We start from the raw sequence: 14,991 nt of genomic DNA, 5'->3' as shown, positions 1-14,991 counted from the left end.
GTCCAGACGAAAGGGATGGGGATCGTGAACGAACTGATCGACACGACTGAGATGTATCTCCGGACGATCTACGACCTCGAAGAAGAGGGCATTGTCCCACTGCGCGCTCGGATCGCCGAGCGTCTCGAGCAGAGCGGACCGACCGTCTCACAAACCGTTGCGCGGATGGAACGTGACGGTTTGGTACTCGTTGCCGGAGACCGACATCTCGAGCTGACCGACAAGGGCCGCAATCTCGCCACCTCGGTCATGCGTAAGCACCGTCTCGCCGAACGACTCCTCGTCGACGTCATCGGGATGCCCTGGGAAGACGTTCATGCCGAGGCCTGCCGCTGGGAACACGTGATGAGTGAGAACGTCGAGCGCCGGCTGCTCGAGGTTCTCGACCACCCGACCACCTCCCCGTACGGAAATCCGATTCCGGGACTGGAACAGCTGGGCTACTCCCCCAGCAGCACGCCCCCACCGATGACACGGATCTCCGATCTGCCGCAGGGTGAACCGGTTGCGGTGATCGTGCGCAGGTTGTCCGAGCACGCTCAGGCCGACGCCGAGTTGATCAGTGCGCTTCAAGATGCCGGTGTCGTTCCGAGCGCCCGCGTCAACATCACGGTGTCGCCGGATTCGATCATGATCAGCACACCGGGTCATTCCGGGCTGCTGCTCTCCGAAGAGATGGCACATTCCGTCCAGGTCGAGAAAGTCTGATACCAGCCCTCGATGAAACTCCTTGTCACCGGCGGTGCCGGTTATGTGGGTAGCGTCTGCGCCCGCGTCCTGATCGAACACGGTCACGATGTGACCATCATCGACAACCTGTCGACCGGCAATGCCGATGCGCTCCCCGAGGGTGCCGCCTTTGTCGAGGGCAACGTCAGCGATGTCGCCGCCGGGGTTCTGACGGCGCAATCCTTCGACGGAGTCCTGCATTTCGCCGCCCAATCGCTGGTCGGTGAATCCGTCGAACAGCCCGAGAAGTACTGGTACGGCAACGTTGTCGAGTCACTGTCGCTGCTCGAGGCGATCCGGACCTCGGGCACGCCGCGATTGGTCTTCTCGTCCACGGCGGCCACCTACGGAGAGCCCGAATCGGTCCCGATCCTGGAGTCGGCGCCCACCCGCCCGACCAACCCCTACGGCGCCACCAAATTGGCCATCGACCACGCGATCACGTCGTATGCGCACGCCCACGGCCTCGCGGCCACCAGCCTCCGGTACTTCAATGTGGCCGGAGCCTACGGCGGTGCGGGCGAGAACCGTGTCATCGAGACGCATCTGATCCCGCTGATCCTGCAGGTGGCCCTCGGTCACCGTGAGCACATCAAGATGTTCGGGACCGACTACCACACCGATGACGGCACAGCGGTCCGCGACTACATCCACGTGCAGGATCTCGCAGAGGCGCATGTCCTGGCGCTCGAAGCCGCCATCGCCGGCCGCCACGAGATCTTCAATCTGGGAAGCGGTACGGGTTTCTCTGTGCGGCAGGTCATTTCGGCCGTCGAAGAGGTCACCGGACGAAACATCCCGGTGGTTGATGCGCCGCGACGGGCCGGAGATCCGGCAGTGCTGATCGCCTCGAGCGACAAGGCCATCGCTGAACTCGGCTGGTATCCGGCAAAAACCGACCTGTCGGTCATCGTCGCCGATGCCTGGGAGTACACCCGCTCACTCGGCGAACGCGCCCACTCTCTCGTCTGATCCCGCCGTACCCCGATGATGTGGCCTTTTGGCGACCAAAACCCCAGGTCAGCACCGCCAAAAGGGCACACTATCGGGGGTTGGGGGGCTCGGGGTCGGGTGATGGCCCGGTCTGATCAGGCCGCCGGGTTCATCACCGGCGCAGGGAGTTCCACCCCCAGCGTCCGGGCGACGAGGTAGCCGGTCTGGGCACACTCCCCGATCACCTGCGGTGGTATCCCACGGGTCAGTGCGTCGTTGTACAGCACGGCCATCGAGTAGCCAGGGCTCGCTGTGAGCGCGAGGTCGAATGCGACGCCGGCCATCGCCCCGTTGCCGTGTACGTAGTGCACGAATCCGAGGAGCGTCGCGGCGGCCGCCTGACCTCGTCCCCGGAGCCGGCGGCAGAGCGCCGCCCACATTTGCTCGGCCTCGATCCAGCGATCGGTGACGGCCAGGGCCATCAACGCGTCGCGGACGTAGAGTTCGCGCAGCGACTTGTCGAGCACGCGTAGTTCGTCGCAGGTCAGCACGCCCGTGGCGCCGCGGTAGACCAGCGACAGCGCGTATTCGAGATCCTGCCGTTCCTGTAGCCGCCGCATCTGGTCGACAACCACGTCCAGCGGCGTCCGCTCGTCCCCGAATACCTCGACGCAGTGCTCCAGCACCTGCCGGTCGATGAATGTCTGGTCCACCGAACCCATCTCGCCGGACATGGTGTCCGTCAGCCGGGCCCGGTCGGCAGCGAGATCGCGGTAGGCGAGGTCGTCCGCCGCCGACACGACGTGCGCATCACACTCCGGATCACCGCAGTGCGGCAGCGGCGCCAGGTGTTCGGCCATCTCACCGCGGGTGGCCAGCACCCGCCGGCCCTTGGTGACCGCCCGGGCCACGGCCACCGGGCTGATCAGCGGGTCACCCACCAGACCCGTCTCCGATCCGGAATACACCGGCGCCCCGGACCATTCGTCATCCGACCACTCGTCGTCGGACCATCCGCCTTCGAGATATTCGCCAGATCTGCTGTCCCACACCGTCTGCCACACGCTACCGGCGGTTATCGCGGAGACGGCGAACCCGCCGTGGAGACCTCCGGTCGCCAGCAGCCGGCGGTGGATGCCGGCGGCGAGTCGCCGATACTCGTCCGAATCGATCGGATAGGTGTCATCGACGATGACGGCCACCACCCGCACCACCTCGTATGCCTCGCAGACCGCGGCGAGATGATCGATCACACCCAGCATTGCGGGTGTGGGTACGCCGTCATCGCCGAAAGTGAGGTCGTGGCGCATCGTCGTGCCGATCTCGGTTCCGTCACCGTCAAACGTGACCAGGATCAGCGATCGCTCCGGGATGAAGCCGAGCAGGGCCGGGACCGCGGTGATCAGTGCACCGGGGCCGGATACCGATGTTGTGTATTTGTCAGATGTCATGTGGTGATGGTCGGGCCCGAGGCCGACCCGACATCATCACCGACCGTGCGTTTTCCGCGGGTTATCCACCGCGCGTCGGCCCATCCACAGGCCGATTCAGCCGCGCGAGCGCTCCACCGCGGTGGTGTACAGCTCGTCGAGGGCGGCGCCATCGGGTACCGGTCCAGAACCCGGCGCCATGACGGTCACGTAGACCCGCACGCCATCATTCTGGGCGACCAATGCCGTCATCGTCTGGGTCATCGACCCCGACATCGTGACGCGCCGGAAAGCGAGCGATTCCTGCGACTGGGCCGGTGAGGGCGGCAGCACGGTGGTGGTCACCGTCGCGGTGGCACCCTGGTTGGTGGTCGTGTACGTCGGGCAGGCCTCGAGCTGGGCTTCCAACTCGGACAACGGCGAATCGGTCAGCACGGTGATGGCGCTGAGAGTGCCCGCGTTCGCCTCCGCACTCGCCGCGACCAGTGCCACCGCCTCATCGGATGTCGCCGGCAGTGGTGTGGGCGCACAGGTCGACGGGGTCACCAGAGCGCCGACGGGGTATCCGGCGGTATCGGCCATGACCGCGGGCAGATCTTCCGCCGACACCTCGGTCGCGTCGTACCCGGCCGGGAAGTCGGCGGCGGTCACCGATCTCTCCCGCACGTCGACCTCCTCCGACGGGAAGGTCCCCGGGCCCGTCGAGGGTCCGGCACTCGACGGCGCGGCCACCGGATCACCGTCGACCGCACTCGTGCATCCACCCACGACAAGGACAGCCGCCACCGCGACCACCTGCACCCAGCGCGGTTTGAACCGCTCGGAAGACACCCGACTCACCAACCCACTGTGCCACCGCGACTACGCCATTGCCGTGCGCGACACGACTAGACTCCGCGGTAGCAACCGAATCGCTAGGGAGAACACCGAATATGGGGATCATCGGCAAGATCAAAGGTGAGCTCGTCGACATCATCGAATGGATCGACGATTCACGCTCCACATTGGCGTGGCGTTTCCCCCGCTACAACAACGAGATCAAAAACGAGGCCGAACTCATCGTCCGCGAAGGTCAGCAGGCGGTTTTTGTCTACCGCGGCAAGCTCGCCGACCGGTTCGGGCCCGGGCATTACACCCTCACCTCTGAGAACTTGCCGCTCCTGAGCACCCTGCAGGGCTGGAAGCACGGATTCAACAGTCCGTTCCGCTCCGAGGTGTATTTCATCAACACCCGGCCGGTCACCGATCTGCGTTGGGGCACCCCCAATCCGGTGACTGTCCGCGACCCCGATTTCACGATGGTCCAGGTCCGCGCGAACGGTTTGTGTGTCGTTCGAGTGGCTGAACCTGAGATCTTTCTTCGGGAGGTCATCGGCACCGACAGTTCGGTCGATGTCGACGAGATCTCGGAGCTGATCCGCCGGGTCATCACCGTGGCGTTCTCGGACATGATCATGGAAACGCGGCTCGGGGTCATCGATCTCCAGGGCCGGCAGGTCGAACTGTCGGAGAAGCTCTGCACGTTTGTCAACGGCCAGGTGGACGACGAGTTCGGTTTGTCCGTCGACTCCATCACCATGAACATCTCACTGCCCGACGAGATCACCAATGCGATGACACGCGGTGTGGCACGCGGTGTCGAGGAGAGCGGATTTCTCAACAACGTCGGTGATCTCGGCCGCTACCAGCAGGGCAAGGCCGCCGATGCGATGATCGCCGCGGCGCAGAACCCGGGTGGCGGCGCCATGGGCGACATGATGTCGGCCGGGATGGGTGTGGCGCTCGGCAGCCAGATGGCCGGCCAGTTCGGCGGGCAGGGCGCGCAGCCGGCACCGGCAACCGTTCCCCCGCCGCTACCGGGCGCGGCAACCTTCCACGTCGACAATGGCGGCCAGGCCGCCGGACCGTTCACGGTCGCCCAGCTCCAGCCCGCAGTCGCATCAGGTCAGTTCAACGCGTCGACACTGGTCTGGAGTCAGGGCATGCCGGGCTGGGTGGCAGCCGGAACCGTGCCCGCCCTGTCCGGACTCTTCAGCACGCCTCCCCCGCTCCCCAACAACCCACCGGCATAGGAACATGGCTGACTCCCACCTCCCACCGCCCTTGCCCGCCAACAACAGTGACGCGGCCGACGGCCCGCCACCGCCGTTGCCACCTTTGCCGCCCGAGCCGGCGCGCGGACCGTCCGATCCACTGCGGGCACACTTCCAGGTCACCGAGCAGACCCGCACATATCCGTGCGACAGTTGTGGCGCCGCACTGGTTTTCGACCCTTCGACACAAAACCTGTTGTGTCTGAGCTGCGGCCGGTCGCACGCGATCGTCATCGACCCGGAGCGTCGGGTGATCGACCATGATCTGCAGTCGACGATGAGCCAGTTGCGCGCGCTGATGGCCACCGAGCACCCGTCGGCCGCGGCGATCACAGAGCGGGAAGTCGTCTGTCAGAGCTGCGGCGGCAGAAGCACATTCAGCGGAACCCTGACCTCGAGCCGATGCCCGTACTGCGCCACGCCGATCCAGCGGGACGACATCCACGATGCACCGCTGCGTTTACCGGTCGACGGGATCCTGCCGTTCCAGTTGAACGACGATCAGGGCCGTGAGGTCATCGAGAAGTGGATCCACAGTCGCTGGTTCGCGCCGACCGAGTTCAAGAAATACCGGGAACTGGGCGCGTTCACCAGCGTCTACGCCGCGTACTTCACGTACGACGCCGACACGACGTCGTCGTATACGGGGATGCGCGGTGACAATTACACGGTCACCACCGGAAGCGGTGACAACCGCCGGACCGAGACCAGGATCCGGTGGAGGCATCGATCCGGTGTGGTACGCAACAACTTCGACGATGTCGCGGTGCTGGCCAACACCGGCTTCGACACCGAGCGGGTGCACGAGCTCGAACCGTGGCCGACCGCGCAGGCCACCCCGTACAGTCCCGAGTTCGTCGCCGGACATCTCTGCCGCACCTACGATCACGATGCCGACCAGTGCTTCCCGGTTGCCCAGGAACGAATCAACGAGGGCATCGACGACACGATCCGGCGGGACATCGGCGGCGATCATCAACGCATCAATCAAAAGGACACGCGGTACAACGCGTTGACCTTCAAGCACGTGCTGCTGCCGATCTGGCTACTCACGGTCGTCTATGCCGGCAACCCATTTCAGGTCTTCATCAACGGCGTCACCGGCGAGGTTCAGGGGCAGCGGCCCTGGAGCACCGTCAAGATCGTGTTCGCGGTGCTTGCCGCACTGATCGTGATCGTCGGCATCGTTCTGGCCTGGCAGGCGGCGACATGATCACAGTTGTCGTGGTGATTGTTGTCATCGCGTGCGTGGCAGCGGTGGCCGGTGTCTTCGTGATGACCCGGCGCATCCGGGCCACGGCGCTGGCATCAGCCGAGATCATTCCCGGTCAGCCCACCACTGCACCGGTGTCGTGGGCGGGTTCACATGACCCCGAGGCCCGATTGCACCGCCGGATCCGCGATGCCCTGGCGCTGTTGCGATCGGATCCCAAACTCGGTTACGAGGGCGCTCGAATCGATGCCAGGGTTCGCATCGAGCTCGCCGCGACCGAACTCGACAATCGATTGATCGCGGCCGCTGCGTCACCAGGCCGGCTCCGCGAATCGGTTGTTGCCCAATCGGATTCCGCGGTCACCGAGTTGGAGAACGTGGCGGCGGCCCTGTCGTCCGGCGCCGACCTGGACCTCGCCCGGATCGAGGCATTGGTATCCCAGATGACTTCACCACCACAACTCGAAAACTAGTGCGCAACATAGCGATTGGATCTTTGATACCGAACCTCCCTCGACGGGCCCCGGAAACCCGCCAAACTCCCACGAGCGATCGGTGACCGGACTTACCCTGAACAGGTGAGGCAATTCAGGAAGCGCAGAGTTGCGGGATCCGTCATCGCAGCGGTCGCGGCGGTGCTCGCAACGTGCATCGTCCAGCCACCGGCCACCGCTGACACATTCTCTTACGTCTCCCTCGGCGGCTCGTTTGCCGCCGGGGCCGGAGTACCGCCTGAGGCGGCCGGGTCACCGGCGGGCTGCAAGCGCTCCGCGGCCAACTTTTCTCACCTCGTCGCCAGTGCCAAGGGTTACCAGCTGACCGATATGAGCTGCGGCGGAGCACAGGCGCTGAACCTGGTCACCTCTCAGGTGCCCGGCCAGCCGCCGCAGTTCGACGCCCTGAACGCCGGCACCGATCTCGTGACGATGTTGATCGGCTACAACAACGGCTCCGTCTACAGCGACAGCATCAATTCGTGCGCCCAGAACCCGCCCGGAGGGATCAGTTCCGAGGTCTTCACCTGCGAAGTCCGGAACGGACCCCGGTTCTCTCTCGAAATCGCGATGAACACCGGCCCGGCGATCGCGGGCGCCATAGCGGGCATAAAGAGCCGCGCCCCCTCGGCACGGATCATCGTTCTCGGCTATCCGGCGATATTTCCCCAGCAGGGAAACTGCGTACCCCGAAATCCGTTCTCGGTGGCGGACACCGCCTACCTCAACAGGATCGAGCAAGAGCTGAATGCAACGCTGCAAGCGCAGGCATGGCTCGCCGGCGTCCAGTGGCTGGACACATTCACCCCCAGCGTGGCGCACAACTCCTGCCAGAGTCCGGCGAGACGTTGGATCGAGCCCTACAGCTCACCTCAGGGAGCGGTGGGTCTGCATCCGAACGCCGCCGGAGAGCGCGCGATCGCCGACCTGGTGCTGGCGGCGATCGCGGGCTCGGGGCATTAGCTGCCGCGCTTGATCCATTCTTCCAGATGCGGGGATTCCTCCCCGACCGCGGTCGAATCTCCGTGTCCGGTATGGACTTTGGTCTGGGCGGGCAGGGTGAGGATCTTGGTACGGATGGACTCGATGATCGTTGGAAAGTCCGAGAACGACCGTCCCGTGGCACCGGGACCGCCCGAGAACAGGGTGTCCCCTGAGAACAGGACATCGAGTTCGGGGACGTAGATCGCGCAGGACCCCGGTGAGTGTCCCGGCGTGTTGAGCACCACCAGATCGGTTCCGGCCACACTGATCTTCTGGCCGTCGGCCAGATCACCGTCGGGAGTGCTGTCGGGGTAGGTCTGATCCCAGAGCATGGTGTCACCGGGATGCATCAGCATCGGGGCATCCACAGCCTTCGACAATTCCGGGGCGGCGGTGATGTGGTCGTTGTGGCCATGGGTCAGCACGATCGCCTTGACGGTCCGGCCGTCGACTGCCTCGATGATCGGTGCCGCGGTGTGCGCGGCGTCGATGATCACCACTTCGGAGTCGTCTCCGATGATCCAGATGTTGTTGTCGACGTCCCAGGTGCCACCGTCGAGGCTGAACTGGCCGGAGGTGACGACGTGCTGCACCCGCACACTCACAGGACCACCACCGAGCGCAGCACCTCGCCGGCCTCCATCTTGTGGAATGCCGCTTCGATGTCGGTCAGGCCGATCCGCTCGGAGACGAACTTCTCCAGCGGCAGCCGGCCCTGCTGGTACATGTCGACGAGCATCGGGAAGTCGCGTTCGGGCAGGCAGTCGCCGTACCAGGACGACTTGAGCGCCCCACCACGGGAGAAGAAGTCGACCAGCGGCAGTTCCAGGGTCATCTCCGGGGTCGGCACTCCGACCAGGACCACCACGCCGGCCAGATCGCGGGCGTAAAACGCGGTCTTGTAGGTCTCGGGGCGTCCCACGGCGTCGATCACCACGTCGGCGCCGTTGCCGTCGGTCAGTTCCTGGATCGCGGCCACGACGTCTTCGGTCACCGAACCGTCGATGGTGTGGGTGGCACCGAGGTCGGTGGCCCATTCGAGTTTGCGGGCATCGCGATCGACCGCGATGATCTTCGTCGCTCCGGCGAGACGGGCGCCGGCGATCGCGGCGTCTCCCACGCCGCCACAGCCGATGACCGCAACGCTGTCTCCGCGGCTCACACCGCCGGTGTTCATCGCCGCACCGATTCCGGCCATCACGCCACAACCGAGAAGTCCGACCACGGCCGGATCGGCGTCGGCGGCAACCTTGGTGCACTGCCCTTCGTGGACGAGGGTCTTGTCGGCGAATGCGCCGATCCCCAGAGCCGGGGTCAGGGCGGTGCCGTCGGCCAGCGTCATCGGCTTGCTCGCGTTGAACGTGTCGAAGCAGTACTGCGGACGTCCTCGCTTACAGGCGCGGCACACACCACAGACCGCGCGCCAGTTCAGGACCACGAAATCACCCGGTGAGACCATCGTGACCTGATCGCCCACGGTCTCGACCACACCTGAGGCCTCATGGCCCAGCAGGAACGGATACTCGTCGTTGATCCCACCGTCGCGGTATGCCAAGTCGGTGTGGCACACACCGCACGCAATGATCCGGACAACCACATCCCGCGGCCCCGGATCCGGGATGGTGATCGTCTCGATCGTGGTCGGGGCACCCTTGCCCGACGACACCACACCACGCACCTGCTCTGCCATGACAACCTTTCGCCGCACTGAATGTTCGGTCAGGACCTGCCGGTCGAGACCCGTCGGCCAAGGTTTTTCCCTGCCGATTTCCGGTCCCGAACCGCTATCACCCTATTCGATGTCCAGATCGTCATGTGTGCATCCGTTACCGTTCGCCGAGGGCGAACCGACGCGAGGGAATCGCATCCGGACTACTTCTGTTGTGCAGATGGGAGTGTCCCCGGATCGAGAACCAATGCCGTGCCCGGCACAAGGATTGGGACTGGCGGTGATCATGGGGGACAATGGATGAACACGACCGTACGACCAGGCAGCAAGGAGGTTCGCCATGGACGACAAGTCCACGCTCTATGAACTCGAGTTCCCGGCACCACAGCTGGCTGGTGACGAGGGCGAGGGTCCGGTGTTGATCCACGCGCTCGAAGGCTTCGCCGACGCCGGCCACGCCATCAAGCTGGCCGCCGATCACCTGCGACAGAGCCTCGATTCAGAACTGATCGCCACGTTCTCGACCGACGAGCTGATCGACTACCGCTCGCGACGCCCGATAATGACCTTCTCCGGGGAGCAGTTCACCGGGGTCGCGATGCACGAGCTGACCCTGCACGCCATCCGCGACAACGGCGGCAAGCCCTTCCTGCTGTTGGCCGGTTCGGAGCCCGATCTTCGGTGGGAACGTTTTGTGGCGGCGGTCACCGGTTTGGCCGATCAATTCGGCGTGTCGTCGGTCATCGGCCTCAACGCGATCCCGATGGGTATTCCCCACACCCGCCCGTCGACGATCACCGCTCACGGCAACAACAAAGAGCTGATCGAATCGCTGCCCCGCTGGGGTTCCGAACTCAAGATCCCGGCCAGCGCATCGATGCTGCTCGAGTTGCGCCTCGGTGAGCACGGGATGTCGACCGCCGGTTTGTCGGTCCATGTGCCGCACTATCTGGCCCAGGCCGAATATCCGGCCGCGTCACACAAGCTGATCGAATGCCTCGGTGAGGTCACCGGACTCGACCTGCCGATGGCGGCCCTGGCCAACGCGGCCGACAAGGTTCGCCACCAGGTCGACAAAGAGATCTCCGGCAACCACGAAGTCGAGTCGGTCGTGACCGCACTGGAAACCCAGTACGACTCCTTCACGCAGGCTCAGAAGGAGAAGGCCTCGCTGCTCGCTGCCGAGGGAGATCTGCCCACCGGCGACGAACTGGGCGCCGAACTCGAACGCTTCTTGGCCGATCACCTCAACGGTGGCGGCGATCAGCAGCCGGCCGACACCGAATCGGATCGCGACGAGCCCGGGGACGACGCCGGTCAGTGACCACCCCACTCTCCTTTCCGGACCACCGCGAGCCCGACGTCGATGAGCTGTATGCCGATTTCACGGCGTGGTGGTCCGACCGGGGTATCGAGCTGTACCCGCATCAAGATGAAGCGCTGATCGAACTCGCCGGTGGGGCGAACGTCATCCTGTCCACACCCACCGGCTCCGGTAAGTCCCTCGTGGCCAGCGGTGCGCTCTACTTCGCGGCGGCACAGGGCAAACGGGCCTTCTACACGGCACCGATCAAGGCGCTGGTGAGCGAGAAGTTCTTCGACCTGTGTTCGCAGTTCGGCGCGGAGAACGTCGGTATGCTCACCGGCGATGCGTCGGTCAACCCGACGGCACCCATCATCTGCGCCACCGCAGAGGTGGTGGCCAACATAGCGCTCCGCGAAGGTCCGGACTCGCCGATCGGCGTGATCGTCATGGACGAGTTCCACTACTACGCGGAGCCCGATCGTGGATGGGCCTGGCAGGTTCCGTTGATCGAACTGACGGGCTGCCAGTTCGTCCTGATGTCGGCGACTCTCGGCGATGTCAGTTTTTTCGTCGACGACCTGCGCCGCCGGACCGGCCGCGACACCGCCGCGATCACCGGCACCACTCGCCCTGTCCCCCTTGATTTCTCGTATTCGACGAAGCCGGTGCACGAAACGATCGAGCATCTGATCGCCAAGGACCGGGCGCCGGTGTACGTCGTGCACTTCACCCAGCTCTCCGCGATGGAACGCGCCCAGGCACTGCTGTCCGCCAACATCTGCAGCCGCGCCGAACGCGACGCCATCGCGGAGGAGATCGGCGATTTCCGGTTCAGCACCGGATTCGGCAAGACCCTCTCCAAGACGGTGCGGGCCGGAATCGGAATCCACCATGCCGGCATGTTGCCGCGCTACCGACGGCTCGTCGAACGCCTTGCGCAACAAGGACTCCTGCGTGTGGTCTGCGGAACCGACACGCTCGGCGTCGGGATCAACGTCCCCATCAGGACCGTGCTGTTCACCGGACTCACCAAGTTCGACGGTGTCCGCCAGCGTCATCTGCGGGCGCGAGAGTTCCATCAGATCGCCGGACGCGCCGGCCGCGCCGGGTTCGACACCCGCGGATTTGTCGTCGCAGAGGCACCGGACCACGACGTCGAGAACGCCCGCCTGGTCGCCAAGGCCGGCGATGATCCCAAGAAACTCAAGAAGATTCAGCGCAAGAAGGCCCCCGAGGGCTTTGTATCGTGGGGCGAGGCCACATTCGACAAACTCATCGTCGCGCCGCCGGAGCCGCTTCGCTCCCGATTTGCGGTCACGACGTCGATGCTGCTCGAAGTCATTGCACGGCCCGGCAATTGCTTCACCTCGATGCGACATCTCCTCGAAGACAACCACGAGACCCGCGCCCGCCAGCGCGGCCACATCCTGCGGGCCCTGAAGCTGTATCGGGCGCTGGTGAACAGCGGAGTCGTCGAGCGTCTCGACGAACCCGACGAATACGGCCGCCGGGCGGTCCTCGCTGTCGACCTACCGATCAACTTCGCGCTCAACAATCCGCTGTCCCCCTTTGCCCTTGCCGCGTTCGAACTGCTCGACCCCGAGTCGCCGACCTACGCGCTGGACCTGATCTCCATCGTCGAATCAACCCTCGATGATCCGCGACCGGTCCTCATGGGCCAGCAAAAGGCCGCTCGTGATGAAGCTATCGCCCGGATGAAAGCTGATGGCATCGAGTACGAGGAGCGCATGGAATTGCTCTCCGAGGTCACCTGGCCACGCCCGATGCGCGAGTTCATCTTCGAGGCGTTCGACATGTACCGACGCGGGCATCCGTGGGTGATCGACACACCCCCGCGTCCCAAAGCGGTGCTGCGCCAGATGATCGAGGAGGGGATGGACTGGAGCGATCTGATCTCCCGGTACTCACTCGCCCGCAGCGAAGGTGTGGTGCTGCGGTACCTCACCGACTGTTACCGGACACTGCGCCAGAGCATTCCGAATGCCGCGCGGACCGACGAGATCGACGATGTGGTCGAGTGGATCGGTGACCTGGTCCGTCGCGTCGACTCGAGCCTGCTCGATGAATGGGAACAGCTCACCCATCCCGATGCCGATCCCACCGGCCCGGCGGACCTCGCTCCACCGACCGGCGGCCGTCCGGTCAACCTGCGGGCCACCCGGGTCCACCTGCGCAACACCATGTTCCGCTACGTGAACCTGCTGTCGCGCCGCGATTGGTACGGACTGCAGACGATCTGGCCGGATCTGGACTGGGCCGACGAGATGGCCGATTTCGTCGACGAGTACGGCCCGGTGCAAGCCGGACCCGAAGCCCGCGGGCCGGCGCTGTTCAGCCTCACCGAGGTCGACGGCGAATGGCTCGCCCGGCAGGTCCTCGACGATCCCGACGGCGACCACGGATGGTCCCTGGAAGCACGCTTCTCGATGCCGCAGACCGCCGACGACGAACCCGAGCTCCTGGCCATGGAGATCATTCCCGGCTGACCCCTCAGGCCGGCCTCGCGGCACCGTTGCCCACACCGACGATGGCGGCCGTGATCACGTGAGCGAGTTGGCGATACTCGTCCTCCCGGCCGCTGGTCGCCCGCATCACCAACCCGATCCGACGTCCCGGCCGCGGCCGGGCAAAGCTCGCGATCGCCAGTGCACCACGCGCGGTTTCGGTTTGCACTGCGGTCTGCGGGATGAGCGTGACGCCCAGCCCACCCTCGACGCACTGGACCGCGGTGGCCAGCGACGCGGCCCGGGTGGGCCCGACGTCGGGGCGTACACCGGCGAGGCGGCACACCTCCAACGCCTGATCGCGCAAGCAGTGACCCTCGTCGAGCAGCAGTAGCGGCAAATCCGCCAACGCGGCCGGATCCACCCGGCTCCGGCCGGCGAGTGCGTGGCCGGGAGGCAGCGCCAGAACGAAGTCCTCGTCGTACATCGGCACCTCGATCATGCCGGTGGCGTCCGCCGGCAGTGCCATCATCGCCGCGTCGATCGAGTTGCGGCGCAAGGCATCCAGCAATCGATTCGTCTGATCCTCGACAACCCGCAGGGTCAGATCCGGGAGCTCGGTAGCCAGATTCCGAAGGATTCCCGGCAGCACGTACGGCGCCACCGTCGGAATCAGGCCCAGTCGGAGGGTGCCGGACAGCGGCCGCGAAACGCCGCCGGCGGCGGCGGTGAACATGTCGACCGCCTCGATCGCCGCGGTGGCACGCGGCAGTAACGCATCTCCCTCACTCGTCAAGAAGACACGCCGGGTCGAACGCTCGACGAGCTTTAAACCCAGCCCGGTTTCAAGTGATGCCAGGGCCTGCGACAGCGACGGCTGACTCACTCCTAAACTCTCTGCGGCAGAACCAAAATGGCGTTTATCTGCGATAGCGGCAAACGCCTTCAGTCCGGCGATCGTCGGTTGATAAGTTTGATCGGTCATACCTATCACTATAGTGCTACTCATCACGTTTCATTTTCAGTGGATCCAGGGCAGTATTAACGAAGTTGCTTTAAACAGACCTGAGGAGTGCATACATGCCATTGCTGACCATTGGTGACCAATTCCCCGCTTACAACCTGACGGCCGTCATCGGCGGAGACCTCTCGAAGGTCAACGCCACGCAGCCCGACGACTACTTCACAAACGTCACCTCCGACGACTACGCCGGCAAGTGGCGGATCGTGTTCTTCTGGCCCAAGGACTTCACCTTCGTGTGCCCCACCGAGATCGCCGCCTTCGGCAAGCTCAACGACGAGTTCGCCGATCGTGACGCCCAGGTCCTGGGTGCGTCCGTCGACAACGAGTTCGTGCACTTCCAGTGGCGCGCACAGCACGACGACCTGAAGACCCTTCCGTTCCCGATCCTTTCGGATCTGAAGCGGGAACTGGCCGAGGCCACCGGCGTTCTCAACGCCGACGGTGTCGCCGATCGCGCCACCTTCATCGTCGACCCGAACAACGAGGTCCAGTTCGTCTCTGTCACCGCCGGTTCGGTCGGCCGCAACGTCGACGAGGTCCTCCGCGTTCTCGACGCCCTGCAGTCCGACGAACTGTGCGCCTGCAACTGGAAGAAGGGCGATCCCACCATCAACGCGGGCGAGCTCCTGACCGCCAGCGTCTGATCGTCTG

Annotated in this window: 14 protein-coding genes; 9 read left to right on the top strand and 5 right to left on the bottom strand. The window is 64.8% G+C overall.

Annotation, left to right across the window (positions count from 1 at the left end; all coding sequences use genetic code 11):
* Positions 1-24: 24 nt before the first annotated feature.
* Together H290_RS0113880 and galE are read left to right on the top strand one after the other, a co-directional pair.
* Entirely contained in the window at positions 25-708 is a 684-nt protein-coding gene (locus tag H290_RS0113880; RefSeq protein ID WP_028463173.1) for a metal-dependent transcriptional regulator, read from the top strand.
* Between the two features lie 12 nt (positions 709-720).
* Positions 721-1,701 carry a UDP-glucose 4-epimerase GalE gene (gene galE, locus H290_RS0113875; protein ID WP_020107414.1) on the top strand — a complete coding sequence of 327 codons (981 nt, stop codon included), beginning with the start codon at positions 721-723 and terminating at the stop codon, positions 1,699-1,701.
* Between the two features lie 116 nt (positions 1,702-1,817).
* Here galE and H290_RS30215 read toward each other — a convergent pair whose 3' ends face one another.
* Both H290_RS30215 and H290_RS0113865 read right to left on the bottom strand, forming a co-directional pair.
* Positions 1,818-3,113: a DUF4192 domain-containing protein gene (locus H290_RS30215; RefSeq protein WP_020107413.1), complete on the bottom strand. Its 1,296-nt coding sequence runs from the start codon at positions 3,111-3,113 to the stop codon at positions 1,818-1,820.
* Positions 3,114-3,209: 96 nt separating this feature from the next.
* On the bottom strand, positions 3,210-3,932 hold the full coding sequence (locus tag H290_RS0113865) for a DUF5642 family protein (protein ID WP_155976840.1): 723 nt from the start codon (positions 3,930-3,932) through the stop codon (positions 3,210-3,212).
* A gap of 92 nt (positions 3,933-4,024) precedes the next feature.
* Here H290_RS0113865 and H290_RS0113860 point away from each other — a divergent pair, with 92 nt between their 5' ends.
* From H290_RS0113860 to H290_RS0113845, 4 genes are all read left to right on the top strand, one after another.
* Complete coding sequence (locus H290_RS0113860) at positions 4,025-5,164, top strand: SPFH domain-containing protein (protein ID WP_020107411.1); 1,140 nt, start codon at positions 4,025-4,027, stop codon at positions 5,162-5,164.
* 4 nt (positions 5,165-5,168) lie between these two features.
* A complete protein-coding gene (locus H290_RS0113855) occupies positions 5,169-6,398 on the top strand; it encodes a hypothetical protein (RefSeq protein WP_051122004.1) in 1,230 nt (409 codons plus the stop codon).
* A complete protein-coding gene (locus H290_RS0113850; protein ID WP_020107409.1) occupies positions 6,395-6,871 on the top strand; it encodes a hypothetical protein in 477 nt (158 codons plus the stop codon). Before H290_RS0113855 ends, H290_RS0113850 begins: the two co-directional genes overlap by 4 nt.
* 105 nt (positions 6,872-6,976) lie before the next feature.
* The gene (locus H290_RS0113845; protein ID WP_020107408.1) at positions 6,977-7,855 is read left to right on the top strand and encodes an SGNH/GDSL hydrolase family protein; all 879 of its coding nucleotides are present in this window, start codon (positions 6,977-6,979) and stop codon (positions 7,853-7,855) included.
* Here H290_RS0113845 and H290_RS0113840 read toward each other — a convergent pair.
* Both H290_RS0113840 and H290_RS0113835 read right to left on the bottom strand, forming a co-directional pair.
* A complete protein-coding gene (locus H290_RS0113840) occupies positions 7,852-8,481 on the bottom strand; it encodes an MBL fold metallo-hydrolase (RefSeq protein ID WP_020107407.1) in 630 nt (209 codons plus the stop codon). The genes H290_RS0113845 and H290_RS0113840 overlap by 4 nt on opposite strands.
* Positions 8,478-9,566 (bottom strand): S-(hydroxymethyl)mycothiol dehydrogenase, encoded by a 1,089-nt coding sequence (locus tag H290_RS0113835; protein ID WP_020107406.1) that lies wholly within the window; start codon positions 9,564-9,566, stop codon positions 8,478-8,480. Before H290_RS0113835 ends, H290_RS0113840 begins: the two co-directional genes overlap by 4 nt.
* Before the next feature lie 319 nt (positions 9,567-9,885).
* On the opposite strand from H290_RS0113835, the gene H290_RS0113830 reads away from it, so the two are divergent.
* Together H290_RS0113830 and H290_RS0113825 are read left to right on the top strand one after the other, a co-directional pair.
* Positions 9,886-10,869 carry a proteasome assembly chaperone family protein gene (locus H290_RS0113830; protein WP_020107405.1) on the top strand — a complete coding sequence of 328 codons (984 nt, stop codon included), beginning with the start codon at positions 9,886-9,888 and terminating at the stop codon, positions 10,867-10,869.
* Positions 10,866-13,358 carry an RNA helicase gene (locus H290_RS0113825; RefSeq protein WP_020107404.1) on the top strand — a complete coding sequence of 831 codons (2,493 nt, stop codon included), beginning with the start codon at positions 10,866-10,868 and terminating at the stop codon, positions 13,356-13,358. The genes H290_RS0113830 and H290_RS0113825 overlap by 4 nt, the downstream gene beginning before the upstream one ends.
* A gap of 4 nt (positions 13,359-13,362) precedes the next feature.
* Here H290_RS0113825 and H290_RS28585 read toward each other — a convergent pair whose 3' ends face one another.
* Positions 13,363-14,301: a hydrogen peroxide-inducible genes activator gene (locus tag H290_RS28585; RefSeq protein ID WP_036518887.1), complete on the bottom strand. Its 939-nt coding sequence runs from the start codon at positions 14,299-14,301 to the stop codon at positions 13,363-13,365.
* Positions 14,302-14,396: 95 nt separating this feature from the next.
* Here H290_RS28585 and H290_RS0113815 point away from each other — a divergent pair, with 95 nt between their 5' ends.
* Complete coding sequence (locus tag H290_RS0113815) at positions 14,397-14,984, top strand: peroxiredoxin (protein ID WP_020107402.1); 588 nt, start codon at positions 14,397-14,399, stop codon at positions 14,982-14,984.
* Positions 14,985-14,991 lie beyond the last annotated feature (7 nt).

It is taken from the genome of Nocardia sp. 348MFTsu5.1 (genome assembly GCF_000383535.1).
In the GTDB taxonomy this organism is placed as follows: Bacteria; Actinomycetota; Actinomycetes; order Mycobacteriales; family Mycobacteriaceae; genus Williamsia; species Williamsia faeni.
The sequence above is the reverse complement of the archived record's forward strand: the minus strand, read 5'-3'. Positions and strand labels throughout refer to the sequence as shown.